The organism is Paenibacillus sp. 05T425, from assembly GCF_056396205.1.
Window position 1 is genome coordinate 253,712 of sequence record NZ_JBFTLA010000008.1, and the last position, 18,674, is coordinate 272,385.

Sequence of the window (18,674 nt, forward strand, 5' to 3'; positions counted from 1 at the left end):
CATACCATTTATTTAAATTCTGAGACAAGCTTTTGGAACTCATCCTGCGTAATCATCATATCTTGTTTCGCCAACGCTTCCCGCTTAAAGCCTGTAATCATATCTTCGTACGACTTGCGAGTCGTATTCTGATAGATAAGACCGGTTAGCATACCGTTCGTTTCCATAATCTTATTCATCGCTGCAACACGATTCGACGGATCGTATTCCGGGAATTGCTCCAGATTAACGATATTTTCTTTGAACCAGTCGTAGGTGTTGATTTTGTTGAACGTTACGCATGGGCTGAATACGTTGATTAGCGAGAAGCCTTCATGTTTAATGCCTTGCTCGATCAAGCTCGTCAACTGCTTCAGATCGCTGGAGAACGACTGCGCGACGAATGTAGCGCCGGCTGACATAGCAATCTCAAGCGGTGAAAGCGTCGTTTCAATCGAGCCCTCAGGCGTCGATTTTGTTTTGAACCCTTCCGCGCTTCGCGGCGACGTTTGACCTTTGGTCAAACCGTAGATTTGGTTGTCCATTACAATATAGGTGACGTTCAAGTTACGGCGAATCGCATGAACGGTATGGCCCATGCCGATTGCGAAGCCGTCCCCGTCACCGCCAGAAGCAATTACCGTAAGCTCGCGGTTAGCAAGCTTCACGCCTTGTGCAATTGGAAGCGCGCGGCCATGAATGCCATGGAAGCCGTAAGCGTTAATGTAGCCGGATATACGTCCCGAGCAGCCGATACCGGATATGACAGCCAGCTCCTCCGGCTCCAATCCGACATTGGCAGCAGCGCGCTGAATGGCAGCTTGGATCGAGAAGTCGCCGCAGCCTGGACACCAGTTCGGCTTAACATTATTTCTAAACTCTTTGAATGTTGCCATCTTCGATCAGCTCCTTACAGGCTTTGTAAATCTGTGCGGGCAGGAATGGATTGCCGTCATATTTGAGCAGGCTCTCGATCTTCTCAGCGAAGCCGGCATGCATTTTTATTTGTGATGCAAGCTGTCCCGTCGCATTGTTCTCGATAACGACCACTTTTTTCGCGCTTTGCAGGTGCGGCAGCAGCAGTTGCGTTGGGAACGGATGGATTTGGCGAATCGTAATATGATTCGTCGTCACGCTATCGCTCGCAAGCGACATCCTAGCTTCATCAATTGTGCCGCCTGTCGAGCCCATGCCGATAATGAGCAGATCAGGCGATTGATGCGGAGCATCCACGCGAATCGCATCACGAATGTACATATTATTGAGCTTGTTAAGGCGCTTATCCATCATCTTGCGGCGGTTGACCGCGCTCTCGGATGGACGGCCGACTTCATCATGCTCAACGCCCGTTACATGGTGCAAACCGCCTTTCTCGCCTGGCAGGACGCGCGGCGAGACGCCGTCTTCCGTAAGCTCGTAGCGCTTGAACAGCTCTGGTCCCTCGAGTGCAGGTGTATCGACGGTAAGCTTTCCTCGTTTGATTTCGATTTTGCTGTAATCAAGCTGCTCACAGGATTGCTTGCCTAAAGATAATTGAAGGTCGGTCATTAGAATGACCGGCACTTGATATTGTTCAGCGACGTTGAACGCTTCAATCGTATCGTAGAAGCAGTCCTCGATCGAGGCTGGCGCAATAACGACCTTAGGAATTTCACCGTGCGTTCCGTAAACCATCGCGTTCAAGTCGGATTGCTCTTGCTTCGTCGGCAAACCTGTAGACGGGCCGCCGCGCTGCGTGTTGACAATGACTAGCGGCGTCTCTGTCATTCCTGCAAGACCGATTGCTTCCATCATAAGCGCAAGGCCAGGGCCAGCGGATGCCGTCATTGTGCGAACGCCGGCATAGTTGGCGCCGATCGCCATCGTAACCGCTGCGATCTCATCCTCCGTTTGCACGACCGTGCCGCCGAACTTAGGCAGCTTCTTAATTAAATATTCCATAATTTCCGATGCCGGTGTAATCGGATAGGCCGACATGAGTCGGCAACCTGCCGCAATCGAGCCTAGGCCAATCGCTTCATTACCGATCATGAACAGCTTTTGCTTGCCGTCTGCTTCATCCAGCTTGAATGCATCTATCGGTCCGCCAGCTTCCGCAAGAACGAACTCGGCACCGCGCTTAACCGCTTCAATATTTTTTTCGACGATGGCTGCGCCCTTGCGTCCGAACTCCTCTTCAACCGCTTTATTGAATACTTCGAGCGGCAAGCCTAGCAGCGCCCATGAAGCGCCGGAAGCAACCATGTTCTTCATTAAGGAAGTGCCAAGCTCCTCTGCCATCGCCGTAATCGGCACCGCGAATAATCTCGCATCGATACCTTCCGGAATCGTTGGTTTGAACTTTGCATCCGCTACCACAACTCCGCCTGGACGAAGCTCCACCGCGTTCAGGTCGATGCTTTCTTGGTCGAATGCAACCAATATATCCAAGTCGTCCGAAATCGCGCGAATCGGTGTTGTACTAATGCGAATTTTGTTGTTCGTATGTCCGCCTTTAATCCTTGAAGAGAAATGGCGATAACCGTATAAATAATAGCCCAATCGATTGAGCGCCGTGGAAAAGATCCGATCTGTACTTTCGACGCCTTCCCCTTGTTGGCCCCCGATCTTCCAAGACAATTGACTGATCAAAATGCCCATCTCCTCTTTGTAGCCATTCCAGCACGTTCTAAAATGGCATGCGTGAACGATCGTCGCCGCCCTCTGACGACATCATGTTTATTCCATCGTAAAATCGAAAAATACGGATCCGGCTTGCCCAAGCGTAAACGGCTGTCGCCGTCCTTTGGTGGCAACAGCTAACGTTTCGCGTTGAAATATAAGCACAGTATAAACAGCAAATTTATACTTTCTTATATTTTAAAAATGAAACGTATATCGACATGATCTAGCGATAAATGTGTATCTTCTTATAACAGTCACAACAATTTTAATGGTCAAAGTGCCAAAATGCAAGATGTAAACGCTTATAGGGAACGATAGTTTGTTTAGATGAAATCAATACCGCAATTAGATCGTAGATGTATATTTTGTTAAGGCAGCTGCTTCAGCAAAAAATCGATCGCATTTCCGCTGAAAAACCGCTCCGTCTGCTGCTCCGTATAACGCTTTAGCAACGCTTCCCGCAGATTAACGAGCTCACCCGGATGGGTTAGTCCTTCCACATAGACATCGATTCCGTCAAAATCCGAACCCAACATGATCGATCGCTCTCCGCCTAGCTCGCACATATGTTCAATATGCCGCACAACGTCGTCGATCGTTACCCGCTCCGCATCCGATACGAAATAGGGAACGAATGTTATGCCAAGCATGCCGCCTTTCTCGATAATCCGCTTAATCTGGTCATCAGACAAGTTGCGCGGGTGGTTGCATATCGTCTTTGCATTCGAATGCGAAGCGATAATCGGCCTTTTCGTCCGCTCCGCGGTATCCCAGAAGGCTTGTTCGGATAAATGAGATACATCCAGTAGGATTCCCCATTTATCGCATTCATCAACGAATTGGCGCCCGAGGCCTGTCAATCCGCCGCCTCGCGGCTCCATCACGCCATCCGCTGCCCAATTCGCATTATTCCAAGTCATGCCAGCCGCCCGAACGCCGAGCCTATGCAAGGTGCGCAGCATGGACATATTCCCTTGCAGGCCGTCCACTCCCTCAAGCGAGAGCAGCGCTCCGATTTTTCCCGTTGCCAGACAAGTCTCCAGATCGCTGGCGGATTGTACCCACACCATATTCTCGCATGTCAGCACCTGCTCATGAAATCGATCAATGCTTTCCAGAATCGGTTCCAGTCTTCCGCTTATTGCCCTCGGTATGTATATCGCAAACGTTTGAAGCACCGTGCCTGCTGCCTGCAGCCTTTCATATGTAACATCGAGTGCGCCTGACTTGCTGCTTTGAAAGGTCAACAGCTCGTCTTCCAGCAGCTTGCAGAGCACATCACAATGGAAATCGACAACTTTCATGTAGCACCTCACCTATAGGGACAATATGAATAAACCTATGCATTTAAGAAGAAACGCCTGACGGCGTCCTTTTCTATGACGCCATCGTTTCGTCGAAACGTATAGAGAAAGTATGAGCAAAATCATATACCTTCCTATACGTCAAAAAAACCTGTCTACGACGTAAACAGGCGAACGATTTGATCGGTCATCCAGACATTCCGCCGCCGCTCTACTATTTCGTTATTATCGTGGTTCCACGATCAGCTTAATAGCCGTTCGATCCTCGCCGTCAATAACGATGTCTGTAAAAGCCGGTATGCAGATGAGATCTACCCCGCTGGGAGCGACGAACCCGCGTGCAATAGCTACTGCTTTGATCGCTTGATTGAGCGCCCCTGCGCCGATAGCCTGCAATTCAGCGCCGCCGCGCTCTCTGAGAACACCAGCCAATGCGCCTGCAACGGAATTTGGATTGGACTTTGCTGAAACTTTTAATACATCCATGAAAAGTACCTCCCCTGGGAATGTTGGATGGATTCCACTTTTAAATAGTATTCGAGGGAGGTTAAAAAATTCCTGCTTTATTCGTCACACTTTACATGCTATTCTGAATAGTCGCACTTTTCAAAGATTTTGAGCCTTACATAAGCAGCCATTCGTCCTCGGTCAATCGAATTTTTTGCATTTTCGTCGCTTTTCCCGTCGCATCGTCTAGCTGAACGGATACGGCATGCAAATGCCATTTGCCCTCGTCAACGACAAAACGAACAGGCATTTGGGTAATAAATTTATGAAGGACTGCGTTGCGTTCCATACCTAAAACGCCTTCTTTCGGGCCAACCATGCCTACGTCGGTTAAGTAAGCTGTGCCGCCGGGCAATATCGTATCGTCATTCGTTTGTACATGGGTATGAGTGCCCACAACAATCGACGCTCGGCCGTCTAAATGCCAGCCCATAGCGATTTTCTCTGAGGTCGCTTCCGCATGAAAATCAACTAAAATGTTGTTTGTCTTCTGGCTTGCTTGTTCTACCAGCTCATCCGCCTTGGCGAACGGACAATCGATCGGCGGCAGGAACGTTTTTCCTTGCAAATTAATGATCGCCAGCTGCTTGCCGCCCGCTTTAATGAAAGCCATGCCTTGACCAGGCGCACTCTCATGGAAATTGGCCGGACGCACGAGTCTTGGCTCATCGTCGATCCATTCGAATATATCTTTATTATCCCACGTATGGTTGCCCATCGTAATGCCGTGGACACCCCATTCGAAAAATTCCTTCGCTATGTTCGCCGTAATGCCTCTGCCGGCGGCTGCATTCTCGCCATTCACAATAATAATATGCGGATTATATTTGCTCTTCAGCGCGGGCAATACCCGTTTAAGCGCGCTTCTTCCTACATTGCCTACAATATCGCCGATGAATAATACGTTCGTGCTCACTTTTAATCCACTTCCTTCTATTTGTACGCTATATGCAGAAAAGTGGCTGACGAGCAGCCACTTTTCGGTATTGCATATGTGGTTCGTTGTTTATTTCGCGTATTCGACCGCTCTTGTCTCACGAATAACGGTGACTTTAATATGCCCCGGATAATCGAGTTCGCTCTCGATTTTCTTCGTAATGTCGCGTGCAAGTCGGAACGCTTCCGTATCATCGATCTTCTCTGGCTGTACCATAACGCGCACTTCACGACCAGCTTGAATCGCGTACGACTTCTCAACGCCTTCGAACGACTCGGAGATATCTTCAAGCTTCTCCAGTCGCTTGATGTACGTCTCAAGCGTTTCACGACGTGCTCCAGGACGCGCAGCCGACAAAGCATCAGCTGCTCCAACGAGCATTGCGATAACGGAAGTTGCCTCGCAATCGCCGTGATGGGAAGCGATACTGTTAATAACAACAGGATGCTCCTTGTATTTCTTAGCAAGCTCTACGCCAATCTCAACGTGTGAGCCTTCCACTTCGTGGTCAAGCGCTTTCCCGATGTCATGCAGCAAGCCTGCGCGCTTCGCGAGCGTAATATCCTCGCCTAGCTCGGCAGCCATCAGACCTGTCAGGTAAGCAACCTCCATGGAGTGCTTCAATACGTTCTGACCATAGCTCGTCCGATATTTCAATCGGCCCAGAATCTTGATTAGATCTGGATGCAAGCCATGCACCCCAACCTCGAAAGTAGCCTGCTCACCGTATTCACGGATACGCTCATCCACTTCTTTGCGGGATTTCTCGACCATCTCTTCGATACGGGCAGGGTGAATACGTCCGTCAGCCACAAGTTTCTCCAAAGATGTACGAGCAATTTCACGTCTAATCGGGTCAAATCCAGACAAAATGACCGCTTCCGGTGTATCGTCGATGATGAGATCGATACCGGTCAATGTTTCCAAAGCACGGATATTGCGGCCTTCGCGCCMGATAATGCGGCCTTTCATCTCTTCATTAGGCAATGTTACGACAGATACCGTCGTCTCTGCCACATGATCCGCCGCACAGCGTTGAATAGCTAGGGAAATAATGTCGCGCGCTTTTTTGTCCGCTTCTTCCTTCGCTTGCTGCTCGATCTCTTTAATCATTTGTGCTGTCTCATGTCGTACTTCCTGTTCGACATTCGACAAAATAATTGATTTCGCATCTTCCATCGTCAGACTCGATATACGCTCAAGTTCACTGAGCTGCTGCTTATAGATGGAGTCGATCTGCTCCTGCGTTTCTTCGATCCGCTTCTCTTTGTTGGCCACAGATTCTTCTTTGCGTTCTAGCGCTTCTATTTTCTTATCCAACGACTCCTCTTTTTGGAGCAAACGTCGTTCTTGACGTTGAGCCTCATTGCGTCGTTCACGAATGTCTCTCTCGGCTTCCGAACGGAGCTTGTGGACTTCGTCTTTTGCCTCAAGTACGGTTTCCTTTTTCTGTGCCTCCGCTTCCTTCTTCGCGTTTTCCACGATTTGGACTGCGGCTTGCTCGGCACTCGAAATTTTAGCCTCTGCAATCGACTTTCGAATAAAATAACCAATCACAAAGAATATTGCGCCAACAAAGAGACAGATCAAGATCCAATATGCATTATGCATCTTGTTCACCTCCTTGTTGCACACCAAGCTTGCGCTTGGGATGATATTAGGTTTTCAATCGGTTTCCAAACCGTTTCTCATCTACCATTTTGACGAAAATAATCGTTTCGAATCAACTTTTGGAAGGAAAATTGATTCAAATAGAAGGAATACATCCTCATTTTATCGTTTCGTAAAATCAATTGTCAAGCGAAAACGGCTTACAGCTTCCTTTAGTACTCCTCATCCATGTCGAAAGCATCCTCATCTTCATCGCTATCAACTGACTTCACGGCTTCTCTAGCGATGTCGCTCGGGAATCCGCGTCTCAGCAAAAAGACAATCAGCTTCTGTTTTCTCTCCTTCGGCGTGCCTTTGAGAGAACGCCATTTTTTGCCAGCAGCTGCAGTTGCGGATGCTAACTCCGCTTCTCCATTCAGCGTACGCAGCGCTTCTCCGGCCAGCTCTTGCGAGATGCCATGCTGCTGCAGCTCCTGCTTAATCCAATGTCTGCCTTTTAGACCGCTCTTCAACCGCTGAGCAGCGAATTGAAGCGCATATTGTTCATCATCCACAATATGCTCGCTTTCTAAACGGTCGAGCGCATAACGAATATTCATTTCCTCGAATTGCTTCCTTAATAAATACTGCTCGATCTGCTTTCTCGTCCTCGGCTTTGAGCCCAAGTAATAAACCGCCAATGCATAAGCGCGATATCGCTCGTCCTCCGTTCTTATTTCTTCCAGCTCCGACTCCGAAAGCAATCGGCCCTTCATAAGACTGAACTTTATAAGGATGTCCTCATGGACGCTTAATAACGGCTCCTCTGATCCTGCGAACAGCTGGTATCTCCGTCGTTCCTTCTTGTCTTGCTTAACGGATATAATCATCCATCCATCTTCTTCCGAATGCTGCTCACCCACTGTGCTGACTACCTCCCGACAAGCTGACGTTACTGCCGCTAGGCGGTTAAGTCGCTTTTAAACGAAGCTTCGCCGCCCCTTACGGGACGGCGAAGCGACATTAGCTATAAGTTCATCCTGCCTGTTGCAGCTCTATTCCAGATCTTCGAATTCGTCTTCTTCTTGCGGCTCTTGGTTAAAGTTTGCTTGCTGCGCCGTAGCCGATAGATTGCTCTCATCACGAATCTTCTTCTCGATGACAGCAGAAATGTCCTTATGGTCCTTCAAGTATTGCTTCGCGTTCTCGCGGCCTTGTCCAAGACGCTCGCCTTCATAAGAGAACCAAGCACCGCTCTTCTGAACGATATCCATCTCAACGCCGATATCGATCAATGAGCCTTCCTTCGAGATGCCCTCTCCGTACATAATATCAATCTCTGCTTGCTTGAACGGAGGTGCAACTTTGTTCTTCACGACCTTGATACGCGTACGGTTACCGACCATATCATTACCTTGCTTAAGCGTCTCAACGCGGCGTACATCAAGACGTACGCTGGAGTAGAACTTCAATGCGCGTCCGCCCGGTGTTGTCTCCGGATTGCCGAACATAACGCCAACCTTCTCACGAAGTTGGTTAATGAAGATCGCGATCGTCTTCGACTTCGAAATCGCGCCGGACAGCTTACGTAGCGCTTGCGACATCAAACGTGCCTGAAGACCAACGTGCGAATCGCCCATGTCGCCTTCGATCTCAGCCTTTGGAACAAGTGCGGCAACGGAGTCAATGACGATAACGTCAACTGCGCCGCTTCGTACAAGCGCTTCAGCGATCTCGAGTGCTTGCTCGCCTGTATCCGGCTGGGAGAGCAACAGCTCATCAATGTTAACACCGAGCTTGCTAGCATAGAGCGGATCGAGTGCATGCTCCGCATCGATAAAAGCAGCTTGTCCGCCAATACGTTGTACTTCTGCAATAGCATGAAGAGCAACTGTCGTCTTACCGGACGATTCAGGTCCATATACTTCAATAACACGACCACGAGGTAAGCCCCCGATTCCAAGCGCAATATCTAGAGCAAGCGAACCGCTAGGAACGGTCTCTACTTGCATGTGTGTAGATTCACCTAATTTCATGATAGAACCTTTACCAAATTGTTTCTCGATTTGGCGTAAAGCCATCTCTAACGCAGCGCGACGGTCCGACAAGAAACTCACATCCTTCATCGTTTATAATTGTATGATACCTTACTTGTGACTGCTTGCCAAGCATTTTTTTCGAACATACATTCGCTTTTTTTCTAGATGCGCATGCCAGAGGACAATAAAAAAACCGCAGCAAAGTATTCTTCGCCACGGTTCTTCCGATAACTACTTCCGATTATAGATCTGCCTTCGACAAAAGACAAGCTTTTTTTCAGCATCAGTGTTTGCCAGTAAAAAGATCGGCTGCTTGGCTTCTTCGTTACAACCCGCACCCAATCACTGCTCCCGAAGAGCCTGCCAGAGCCGGTACATCGCAGCTTTCACCGCTCTTAAGCGTATCATCGCCCGATCTCCGCTTAGGTTCGTCGTGTGCACGAGCGTATCCTTGCCCCGTTCCGCGATCGCGAAGTAAACAAGGCCAACCGGCTTGCCCTCCGACTCGGAAGGTCCGGCAACGCCGGTCAGCGAGACGCCGAAGTCGGCATCGGCTAACTGTCTGACACGCTCAGCCATGAGAGCGGCTGTCGACTCGCTGATCGCCCCAGGAGCGCCGTCTCCTTCGAGCTGTGACATCGGAATGCCGAGCAGCCGATGCTTCATCTCGTTCGTATAGGTTACGACACCTCCCACGAACTCGCCACTGCTGCCAGGAACGTTCGTAACGAGCTCCGCGAACAATCCCCCGCTACAGCTCTCCGCGCTTGCCAGCTTGCGCCGCGAGCCTCTCAGGAGCTGTACGATAGCTTCCTCCAGCGGGATGTCATCCTGCGCATACAAATGCTCTCCGATTCTAGCTTTAATCTGATCGACGATATCGTCGATCTTCCGCTCAGCTTCAGCAAGCGTTGCCGCCTTCGTGGACACGCGTACCGCAACTTCGCCTTCCTTCGCATAAGGGGCGATAGTCGGATCGCTTTGCGCTTCAATGAGGTCGATAAGCTTCGCTTCGAGGTTCGACTCGCCAATGCCGGCGAACTTAAGCTGGCGCGAATATAGCGGCTGCTCATCAATCAGCTTCGTTCGAAGCCACGCCTCGCCAGGACCGTCGATCATCGGTTTCATCTCTTTAGGAGGGCCAGGCAGCAGCAAATAAAGCGTACCGTCTACGTCCAGGCCATTTCCGACCGCAAGGCCGGCGCTATTGTCAATCGCATCGCTGCCCTCGATCATATTCGCTTGGCGGCGATTGCTCTCGACCATATGCAGTCCCCGTGAACCGAACAGGTGCTCAATGCGCTCCATGGATGAGGAGTGGAGATATAGTCCTCTTCCCAAGTAGTCGGCCAGCACATCCTTCGTCAGATCGTCTAGTGTCGGACCAAGTCCGCCCGTGAAGACAAGCAGATCAGCGCGCGCGCGACCAATTTCGATTGCTTTCCTTAATCTTGCGGCATTGTCGCCAACAACCGTTTGATAATATACGTCGATGCCAAGCGAAGCAAGCTTTTGCGATAAATACTGCGCATTCGTATTTACAATTTGGCCAAGCAGCAGTTCTGTGCCGACCGCAATAATTTCTGCCTTCATCCGCAGCCTCTCCTTTGCTACATGCGTGAGCGTTCTAATATCCTACTATATGCAAAAGCACCCTTCCTTTAATCGGAAAGATGCTTATCGGCTATTCTACGGGAATTAATTTCTTATTCTTCACGAAGTAATCAACGCCAGAGTATACCGTTATCGCTGCTGCTATCCAGCTCGCAATGACATCGAAAGGAAAATCGATGAAGGCGAATGGGAAATTGTTAATAAGCAGCGCAATAATCATCGTAATCTGAATGGCTGTCTTCCATTTGCCCCATTTGCTGGCGGCCATTACCGAACCTTCGAGCAAAGCGACTTGTCGCAAACCCGTCACGGCAAATTCACGGCTAATGATAATGATCGCAATCAATGCGCTCAACTTGTCCATTTCAACGAGCGAGATAAGTACGGCTGCCACAAGCAGCTTGTCTGCGAGCGGATCGAGCAGCTTGCCTAGATTGGTGACAATCTTGTTCTTACGGGCAATATAACCATCAAGACCATCCGTGCTCGCCGCCACTATGAAAATAAGCGCCGCAACGATTTGATTGTATGTAATGGTGAAGTCGGCTATTGTTAGCGACCCTAGATCAACTTTCATAAGCAAAAACAACATAATAACTGGTACCAAAAAAATTCTGGCAAGCGTTATGCGGTTCGCCAGATTCATGCAATTACCTCCCCGGACATGTCAAACTCATAGGTGTGCGTAACACGTACCTTATGGATCGAACCAATTTCATGCAGCTTACAAATACTTCGAGTTCAAGTATAATACATGGTTTTCTATGTGTCAAAAACAGCCAATGCAGTTTCTTGTATCTTATAGTATGAAAAAAAACTGCAAAACCCCGCTTTGCGAACGATCGACAAAGCGAGGCTCATGGCGGCTATGTAACATTGTGCAGCTCTAGATGCAAAGTTATCGATAATTCATGAATTGCAGCTCAATCGGCAATTCCGCTCCGCGCAAAAGCGCCATAACCGCTTGAAGATCGTCGCGGCTCTTGCCCGTCACCCGAATTTGATCGCCTTGAATTTGGCTTTTTACTTTAAGCTTCGAATCGCGAATCAAAATATTAATTTTTTTGGCGACATCCTGCTCGATGCCTTGTCTTAGCTTAATCTTTTGGCGGACCGTACCGGCCGAGGCGCCTTCGATTTTGCCGTAATCCATATTTTTGATCGGGACGCCGCGCTTAACCATCTTGGACAACAAGATGTCAATAACTGCCTTCAGCTTATAATCATCATCGGATCCGATAACAAGCTCTTCTTTCTCAAGCGCGATACTGCTCTTGCTGCCCTTGAAGTCGAACCTCGTCTCGATCTCTTTCTCGGCTTGCGATATCGCATTAACAAGCTCCGCCATATCAACCTTTGATACAATGTCAAATGAACTTTCTGAACTCAACCACAATCTCTCCTCTCGTACTTCTATTCAGATGTTACGGAGTCCGGCTCGTTGCCCGCTCCGCCAGTTTCTCCTGTATCGCTCGTATCGGTCGGCTGTCCCGCTGATACGATCGGATTAATTAGCAGCTTCTTCGATCCGGCACGGTCGCCGTCAGGAACAGGGACGCCGTCAACCGTAATTTCCGTGAGGTCAGCCCGGCCGACATTCACATACAAAGTCTGCGTTAGATCGTGCGTCTCAACCGTCCCGTCATCCGCATTGGCCGAATACAGCTTCTCGCCGCCTGCGCCGCCTACGCGAATCTCGAGCCAGCTCTTGCCGCCGCTAACCTTAATCTCCAACTTATGCGTTCCCTCAGGACCGATATCGTATTTATCCGCTTTGCCGACTTTACTGGCGAAAGTAACCGTCGTCGGAACCTGAGTCGGTTCCGGTGTTGCAGATGGCACCGGATTGTCCGTGCTTGTGCCGTTTCCTTCATTATTGTCCGTTGGAGGCTGCGAAGCATCGGTAATCGGCGTCTTCTGATCGAGCTTGTCTGCCGGATTAGGGTCACGATTAATGACAAACATCCACACCACAACAAAAATAAGGATTAGAAAACACCACATCATTACGTTAAAGCCGATTTTCCCCATACGCTCCGACGATTGCGACTTCACTCTGCGAGGCGCCCGTACAGGAATCGGTTCTGCGGATTGTTCCTTCTGGGCTGCAGGCACCTCATGCTGATAGAGCCGCAGCACTTCGTCGGGATCAAGTCCGACCGCTTCGGAGTAGTTTTTCACGAATGCCCTTACGTAGAAGCTGCCTGGCAGAATGCTATGATCTCCGCTTTCAATCGCTTCCAAATAACGTTTGCGAATCTTCGTAGTCTCTTGAATATCATCCAACGACAACCCTCGCTGCTCCCTCGCTTTGCGAAGCAACGCGCCCAAATCAGACATTGAAATACCTCCTTCCTACCCTGCTTTAGAAGTCGTCTGTATAATTTGCGGTAAATTTCTCATAAGAAATCTCTTCATCAGGAGAATTGCGCAATTCAACAATAATATCGAAGTGGCTGTAATCGTAATGGGACTCCTTAATGAAAATGTCCGGATGCTCAATGACCTTCGTCGAAGGCATGGCCATAATCTCTTGAAGCAGCGCATGATGCTTCTCGTTGGAACGAATCGTGCTTACGATACCATCGATAATATAAATATTGTTTGGCCCCATCTCGTCCTCAGACAACTGGCTGCGAACCGTCTGCCTAAGCAGCGTCGAGGATACGAAGGTCCAACGTTTATTGGAGCATACGCTACCCGCAATGATCGATTCGGTCTTGCCGACACGCGGCATGCCGCGCAGCCCGATCACTTGATTGCCGTCGCGCTTGAACACTTCGCCAAGGAAGTCAACCAATATGCCAAGCTCGTCTCTCGTGAATCGGAACGTCTTGCGGTCATCGGAATCTCGCTCGATATATCTACCGTGACGAACGGCCAATATATCGACAATCGTAGGCGTTCTAAGCTTGTTGACCGTAATGTTGTCAACCTTCTGCAGCATTTTGCCTAGCAGCTCGATCTTCTCATCGTCGTCCGTCTGCAGCAGCATGCCGCGCGTACGATCCTCGACGCCGTTAATCGTCATAATGTTTACTTCGAGCATCCCGAGCAAGGAAGCGATGTCTCCGAGCAAGCCCGGACGGTTTTTATGTATTTTGTACTCCATATACCACTGTTTTTTTTCCATTGCCTGCTGTCACCGTCCTAAATTTGAACATAATCGTAATGGTTGTGCGGAAAATTATACGTCATAAAGCATTATTCTACAATTTTCATCACAATCCTGCAACCTCACATGAAACATTGCAGAAAAGCCTCCATTTCGGAGGCTCCTCTGCTGTTTCACTTTGATTGCGACGATTACGGTCGCTTAGGACGCAGTTTGCGGCCTAAGACTTCTGGACGAGCTTCACCATCAGGCTGGCGAGAGCCTTGCGCTCTCCCTCATCGCCTGCATCCCAAAGCTGCTTCAGAAGACGTTCTTCCTCGTTCTTGGGATCGACCTTCTCATCCAGAAATGAACCGATCTCGAATGCTAAGCTCGCAATCGTCTCCTCGGTCATCCCCATCTTCTTAGCATGCGATACGCGATCAGCCAAGAAATGCTTCCATGTAGCAAAGTTAGTTAGGACGGTTGACATGACTCTTCGCCTCCTGTGGGTGTGGAAAAGAATAAGCAACAGTCCTTATGATGCGATATTGAGGTCTTGATTATTCAGCAAACGGAGATTTCACAACATTGGATGCTTGTCCTAAGTATGCCATCCACCGTTCGGGCTAATAATTTGACCTGTTATATACGATGATTCCGGCAACGATAAGAAGTAGACGAGCGAGGCAATCTCTTCAGGCGACCCGAATCGTCCGACCGGAATTTCCTGCTGCAGCGCAGCCTTCTCTTCCTCGTTGAAGCTGTCCATCATGACCGTATCAACAGCTCCCGGCGCAACCGCGTTCACCGTCACCCCAGAGGGCGCCAGCTCCTTAGCCAGCGCCTTCGTGAATGCATTCATGCCGCCCTTGGTCGTCGAGTATAGAACCTCGCAGGAGGCGCCTGAGATGCCCCAAATGGACGACACGTTAATAATACGGCCGAAACGCTCCGCAATCATATGAGGCATGAATAGCTGCGAGCATAGAAACATGCCTTTCAAATTAACAGCCATGACGTCGTCCCAGTCTTGCTCGGTCACATCCATTAACATGCCGTAATGCGATATGCCTCCGTTATTAACCAAAATATCAGGCAGCATATGATGGCTTTTCAGCTTGTCGCGCATCCGCTCAAGCTGTTCTTTGGAGCGCAGGTCGGCGGAGATGGTCAATACATTTGCGCCTAACGCCATGCATGTGCGAGCCGTTTCGTTAGCTGCTTCATGCGAATGCAAATAATGAATGACAATGTTGACGCCCTCCGCGGCGAATCGTTTGGCGATGGCCGCCCCGATGCCGCGGCTTCCCCCGGTAATCAAAACCGTCATTTGCTGCAAAGTCTTCACTCCGCAGGCGATTGTACGATCGACACGGACATTTGATTAAAGTCGAAATGTCCGCGAAGACGTTCATTAATTTGATCTAGTGTGCAGCTTTCGTAGAATGCCAGCACATCGAACATATCGCTGTCGCGGAAGCGGTATCTCGTAAACTCGCCGGCAATCGCTTCTGGGGAATTAAGCATCCGGAGATATCCGCCGATTTTTTTGCGTTTGGATCGCTCGAACGCCGCAGGCTCGATACCGGACTCCAGTAGCGCTTCCACTGCTTGCTTGATCTGAGCAATCAGTTCATCCGGCTTCGGCGTATCGCCGCCGACAACCGAGAATGAATAACCGCTGCTTGAATTGAATTCATGTCCGAAAGAATCGGAGATCAAGTCTTGCTCATACAGGCTCTGATAGAGCTTCGAGCTTGGGCCGATCAGCGCGTCAAGCATAAGCTTCGTTTCGACCTCTTGACGGAGCAGCGCTTCGCCTTCGAGACCAACCTCCTTCTCCTTAAAGCCGATCATCACTTTCGGAAGCGAGACAGGAAGCTCGGATACTTTACGCGTTATTTTGACCGAAGAAGGCTCATCGTCAAAGAAGCGCCGTATTTCGCCTTGCGGCCTGAACGTCTTGCTGTTTTGGTTAGCTCGCACGAGATCAAACACTTCATCGGCCTTGACGCCGCCAACCACGAACAGTAGCATGTTGGACGGGTGATAAAACGTTTCGTAACAGCGATACAGCGTTTCCTTGTCGATCTGGTAGATGGACTCGACCGTGCCGGCAATATCGATATGCACGGGATGATTGTGATACAAGGCGTCAATCAAGCCGAAGTATACTCGCCAGTCGGCGTTATCCCTGTACATGTTGATTTCCTGCTCGATGATGCCTTTTTCCTTATCGACATTCGTATCAGTGAAATAAGGATTTTGGACAAAATTAATGAGCGTCTCCAGATTGGCATTAATCTGTTCGGTTGCGGAGAACAAATAGACGGTCCGATCGAAGCTCGTAAAGGCGTTTGCCGAAGCGCCCTGTGCGGCGAATACGGCAAAGATGTCGCCGGTCGGCTCTTCGAACATTTTGTGCTCCAGGAAGTGCGCAATACCGTCCGGTACTTTCACAGGTTCTTCGGTGCCAACCGCAAAGTTGTTGTCGATCGAGCCGTATTTCGTCGAGAAAGTGGCATACGTCTTCTGGAAGCCTTCCTTCGGCAACACAATCACTTCCAGGCCGTTATCCAAAATTTCGCGATAAAGCGTCTCCTGTACATTCGGATAGTTCAACGTTTCCACGCTATTATGCCTCCTTTCGATCGCGCAAGAAGTAGACGGTATCAAGCTGTACGCGGTTCGCTACGCGCACGATGTCCTCAGCCGTAACCGCTTGAACCTGCTCCAGCAGTTGCTTCGCGCTGCGTTCATTGCCTGTCAGCACACCGTTGAAGTCGTAAGCGATCATTTCGTAAGCCGAGTCTTGCAATTCGCGCAAATGATTCGCAATCATCGCTTTCGTCTGATCGAGCTCCAGCTCTGAAATTTGGCCTTGGCGCAGCGATTCAAGCTGTTCCTTTATTATGGTAACGGCTTTTTCGTAGTTTTTGATTTCGATGCCTGACTGAATCGTGCAAATGCCCTTATGACCATCGAGACGGGAAGCTGCGTAATAGGCAAGACTTTCTTTCTCGCGCACGTTAAGGAATAACTTCGAATGCGGGTAGCCGCCAAGAATCCCGTTATACATAAGCGCTGCAGGGTAATCGTCGTCTGCGTAGCCTACGCCTGTGCGAAGACCCATATTAAGCTTGCCTTGGTTAACGTCCATTTTGTCGATGACAGTCTTAACTTCGCTTACTTGATGCTTAACATCCGGCAAGCTATAGCCTGCAGGTGTGCCAGGCTTCAACTGGAATGCCTTTGCGACAAGCTGAGTCACTTCCTCCAGTGTCGTATCGCCTACGACATACAAATCAAGCGCTGCTTGCTCCAGCCAGTGCTCATAGCGTTCCAAGAGCGATGTCGGCGTGATCTCGTTAATCTCCTCAAGCTTGCCGAGCGGATGAAGCCTATAAGGCTCATCCTTGCACATTTCCTCGAGACAGCGCTCAGCCGCATAACGAATCTTATCGTTGACGATAGACTCGAGCCGCTTGCGAAGGGTCTCCTTCTCGGCATCTACATATTTGGCTCTGAACGCCTCCTTCTCCTTCGCAGGATCAGTGAACACTTCGCCAAGGAATGTGATCGATTCGTCTAGAAGCGGAACGTCGCTCGAGACAAATTGATCGTTAATCACATCGAGACGGAATTGCACGATCTGTGCATCGCCTCGCTTATATACATCAAAACCGAAGCCTGCGCCATACAAGTCGTCAAGCCGTTCACGGAACGCAATCGTCTCCGGCGTGCTTGCTGTGCCTCTGCGCAGCACGAACGGAATAAGAGCTACAGGCGTTACGTTATCTTCCTCAAGCGGAAGTCCTGCAAATAACGATATAGCAAACGTCTTGAATCGTTTCGTCGGCAATACATGAAGCCGAATACGCTCCAACTGCCCTCTCTCGAATTGGGTCACTAAAGGTTAGCTCCTTTCGCTCTTACAGTTATGTAAACACGTAGACCGATTTTAAACATAATCTATTCCAAATGACCATCTGCTATACCATTCTACCCTATAAGAAATGGAAGAAGCAACCGACGCTGCGCATGGCAGTAGCGGCTGCTTCCTCTCTTTGTTGCGATGTAGATTACATGCAAAATATGTGTTTGCCAATCGTCTTGATTTGCGTTCGCGTCCATATCCATTTCGATGTAGCCGTGACCGGATTGAAGTAGTAGAGACAACCGCCGGATGGGTCCCAGCCGTTAATCGCATCCTCTACTGCATCTTTGGCACGTTCGTTCGGCGTTAAGTAAATTTGGCCGTCTGCAACTGCAGTGAAAGCGCCAGGTTGGAATATGACGCCGTAGATCGTATTCGGAAAGCTCTCTGATTTCAGACGATTCAGGATGACAGCCGCAACTGCAACTTGGCCTTCATAAGGCTCGCCGCGCGCTTCTCCATATACGGCATTCGCCATAATCTTCAGATCGTTATCGGTCAAGCCAAGCCGATTCGATTGACCGATCGAAGTAGAATCGCCGGTTGCCGTCTCATTGCTCGCCCCGCTGCCGCCGCCTGTTGAAGGCGAATCCGCAGCAGTCGGCTTCCACGACTTGGTTGCTTCCCAGAGCTTCAGCTTCGTCTTGCTGCCTACGACCCCGTCTGACTTAAGTCCGAACTTCCATTGAAACCACGTTACTGCATTTTTGGTCGTTGTACCGAATTGCCCGTCGATCTTGCCATTATAATAGCCCAAATATTTCAATCGACCTTGCAACTCGTATACATCCGAGCCTGAGGAGCCCACCTTGAGTATTGCGCTGCTAAATGTTTCGGCTGCTTCATTCGAATAGCTTCGCAGCAAGGAGAAAGTGCCGAACAAGATCAGCACAATGACCGAGGTCACCACAATCAAACGGTTTTTCATGAAGGGATCTGCCTTTCTCTTGCAAGTTAGTTCGCTGAAGTGAGCGTTACCTAACCTTATTATGAGAAAGTAATCCTG

The 18,674-nt window shown here is 49.5% G+C and carries 18 protein-coding genes; all 18 read right to left on the bottom strand.

Going from position 1 to position 18,674, the window contains the following annotated elements:
* Nucleotides 1-8: 8 nt before the first annotated feature.
* Nucleotides 9-875: a 2-oxoacid:ferredoxin oxidoreductase subunit beta gene (locus AC1DF0_RS20125; RefSeq protein ID WP_477575108.1), complete on the bottom strand. Its 867-nt coding sequence runs from the start codon at nt 873-875 to the stop codon at nt 9-11.
* The gene (locus AC1DF0_RS20130) at nt 853-2,610 is read right to left on the bottom strand and encodes a 2-oxoacid:acceptor oxidoreductase subunit alpha (protein WP_475820590.1); all 1,758 of its coding nucleotides are present in this window, start codon (nt 2,608-2,610) and stop codon (nt 853-855) included. Before AC1DF0_RS20130 ends, AC1DF0_RS20125 begins: the two co-directional genes overlap by 23 nt.
* A gap of 401 nt (nt 2,611-3,011) precedes the next feature.
* Nucleotides 3,012-3,947, bottom strand: a complete 936-nt coding sequence (locus AC1DF0_RS20135) for a dipeptidase (protein ID WP_477575109.1) — start codon at nt 3,945-3,947, stop codon at nt 3,012-3,014.
* Nucleotides 3,948-4,172: 225 nt separating this feature from the next.
* Complete coding sequence (locus AC1DF0_RS20140) at nt 4,173-4,433, bottom strand: stage V sporulation protein S (RefSeq protein WP_006036664.1); 261 nt, start codon at nt 4,431-4,433, stop codon at nt 4,173-4,175.
* A gap of 136 nt (nt 4,434-4,569) precedes the next feature.
* The gene (locus tag AC1DF0_RS20145) at nt 4,570-5,370 is read right to left on the bottom strand and encodes a TIGR00282 family metallophosphoesterase (RefSeq protein ID WP_337102989.1); all 801 of its coding nucleotides are present in this window, start codon (nt 5,368-5,370) and stop codon (nt 4,570-4,572) included.
* Between the two features lie 90 nt (nt 5,371-5,460).
* On the bottom strand, nt 5,461-7,002 hold the full coding sequence (gene rny / locus AC1DF0_RS20150; protein ID WP_477575110.1) for a ribonuclease Y: 1,542 nt from the start codon (nt 7,000-7,002) through the stop codon (nt 5,461-5,463).
* A 212-nt stretch (nt 7,003-7,214) separates the two neighbouring features.
* Nucleotides 7,215-7,904, bottom strand: a complete 690-nt coding sequence (locus AC1DF0_RS20155) for a RecX family transcriptional regulator (RefSeq protein ID WP_442050886.1) — start codon at nt 7,902-7,904, stop codon at nt 7,215-7,217.
* 132 nt (nt 7,905-8,036) lie between these two features.
* Nucleotides 8,037-9,089 (bottom strand): recombinase RecA, encoded by a 1,053-nt coding sequence (gene recA, locus AC1DF0_RS20160; protein ID WP_442050887.1) that lies wholly within the window; start codon nt 9,087-9,089, stop codon nt 8,037-8,039.
* Nucleotides 9,090-9,362: 273 nt separating this feature from the next.
* Nucleotides 9,363-10,613, bottom strand: a complete 1,251-nt coding sequence (locus AC1DF0_RS20165) for a competence/damage-inducible protein A (RefSeq protein ID WP_477575111.1) — start codon at nt 10,611-10,613, stop codon at nt 9,363-9,365.
* A gap of 91 nt (nt 10,614-10,704) precedes the next feature.
* Nucleotides 10,705-11,280 (bottom strand): CDP-diacylglycerol--glycerol-3-phosphate 3-phosphatidyltransferase, encoded by a 576-nt coding sequence (gene pgsA / locus AC1DF0_RS20170; protein WP_337102994.1) that lies wholly within the window; start codon nt 11,278-11,280, stop codon nt 10,705-10,707.
* A gap of 252 nt (nt 11,281-11,532) precedes the next feature.
* Nucleotides 11,533-12,024, bottom strand: a complete 492-nt coding sequence (locus tag AC1DF0_RS20175) for a YajQ family cyclic di-GMP-binding protein (RefSeq protein ID WP_442050889.1) — start codon at nt 12,022-12,024, stop codon at nt 11,533-11,535.
* 23 nt (nt 12,025-12,047) lie between these two features.
* Nucleotides 12,048-12,974, bottom strand: a complete 927-nt coding sequence (locus AC1DF0_RS20180) for a helix-turn-helix domain-containing protein (RefSeq protein ID WP_442050890.1) — start codon at nt 12,972-12,974, stop codon at nt 12,048-12,050.
* A gap of 25 nt (nt 12,975-12,999) precedes the next feature.
* Nucleotides 13,000-13,767 (bottom strand): DUF3388 domain-containing protein, encoded by a 768-nt coding sequence (locus AC1DF0_RS20185; protein ID WP_337102997.1) that lies wholly within the window; start codon nt 13,765-13,767, stop codon nt 13,000-13,002.
* Between the two features lie 202 nt (nt 13,768-13,969).
* Nucleotides 13,970-14,221 carry a DUF3243 domain-containing protein gene (locus tag AC1DF0_RS20190; RefSeq protein WP_442050891.1) on the bottom strand — a complete coding sequence of 84 codons (252 nt, stop codon included), beginning with the start codon at nt 14,219-14,221 and terminating at the stop codon, nt 13,970-13,972.
* Between the two features lie 111 nt (nt 14,222-14,332).
* Nucleotides 14,333-15,061 (bottom strand): elongation factor P 5-aminopentanone reductase, encoded by a 729-nt coding sequence (ymfI, locus tag AC1DF0_RS20195; protein WP_337103030.1) that lies wholly within the window; start codon nt 15,059-15,061, stop codon nt 14,333-14,335.
* A 14-nt stretch (nt 15,062-15,075) separates the two neighbouring features.
* Nucleotides 15,076-16,362: an EF-P 5-aminopentanol modification-associated protein YfmH gene (gene yfmH, locus AC1DF0_RS20200; RefSeq protein WP_442050892.1), complete on the bottom strand. Its 1,287-nt coding sequence runs from the start codon at nt 16,360-16,362 to the stop codon at nt 15,076-15,078.
* A gap of 4 nt (nt 16,363-16,366) precedes the next feature.
* A complete protein-coding gene (gene yfmF, locus AC1DF0_RS20205; protein ID WP_477575112.1) occupies nt 16,367-17,641 on the bottom strand; it encodes an EF-P 5-aminopentanol modification-associated protein YfmF in 1,275 nt (424 codons plus the stop codon).
* Nucleotides 17,642-17,813: 172 nt separating this feature from the next.
* The gene (sleB, locus tag AC1DF0_RS20210) at nt 17,814-18,596 is read right to left on the bottom strand and encodes a spore cortex-lytic enzyme (protein ID WP_477575113.1); all 783 of its coding nucleotides are present in this window, start codon (nt 18,594-18,596) and stop codon (nt 17,814-17,816) included.
* Nucleotides 18,597-18,674 lie beyond the last annotated feature (78 nt).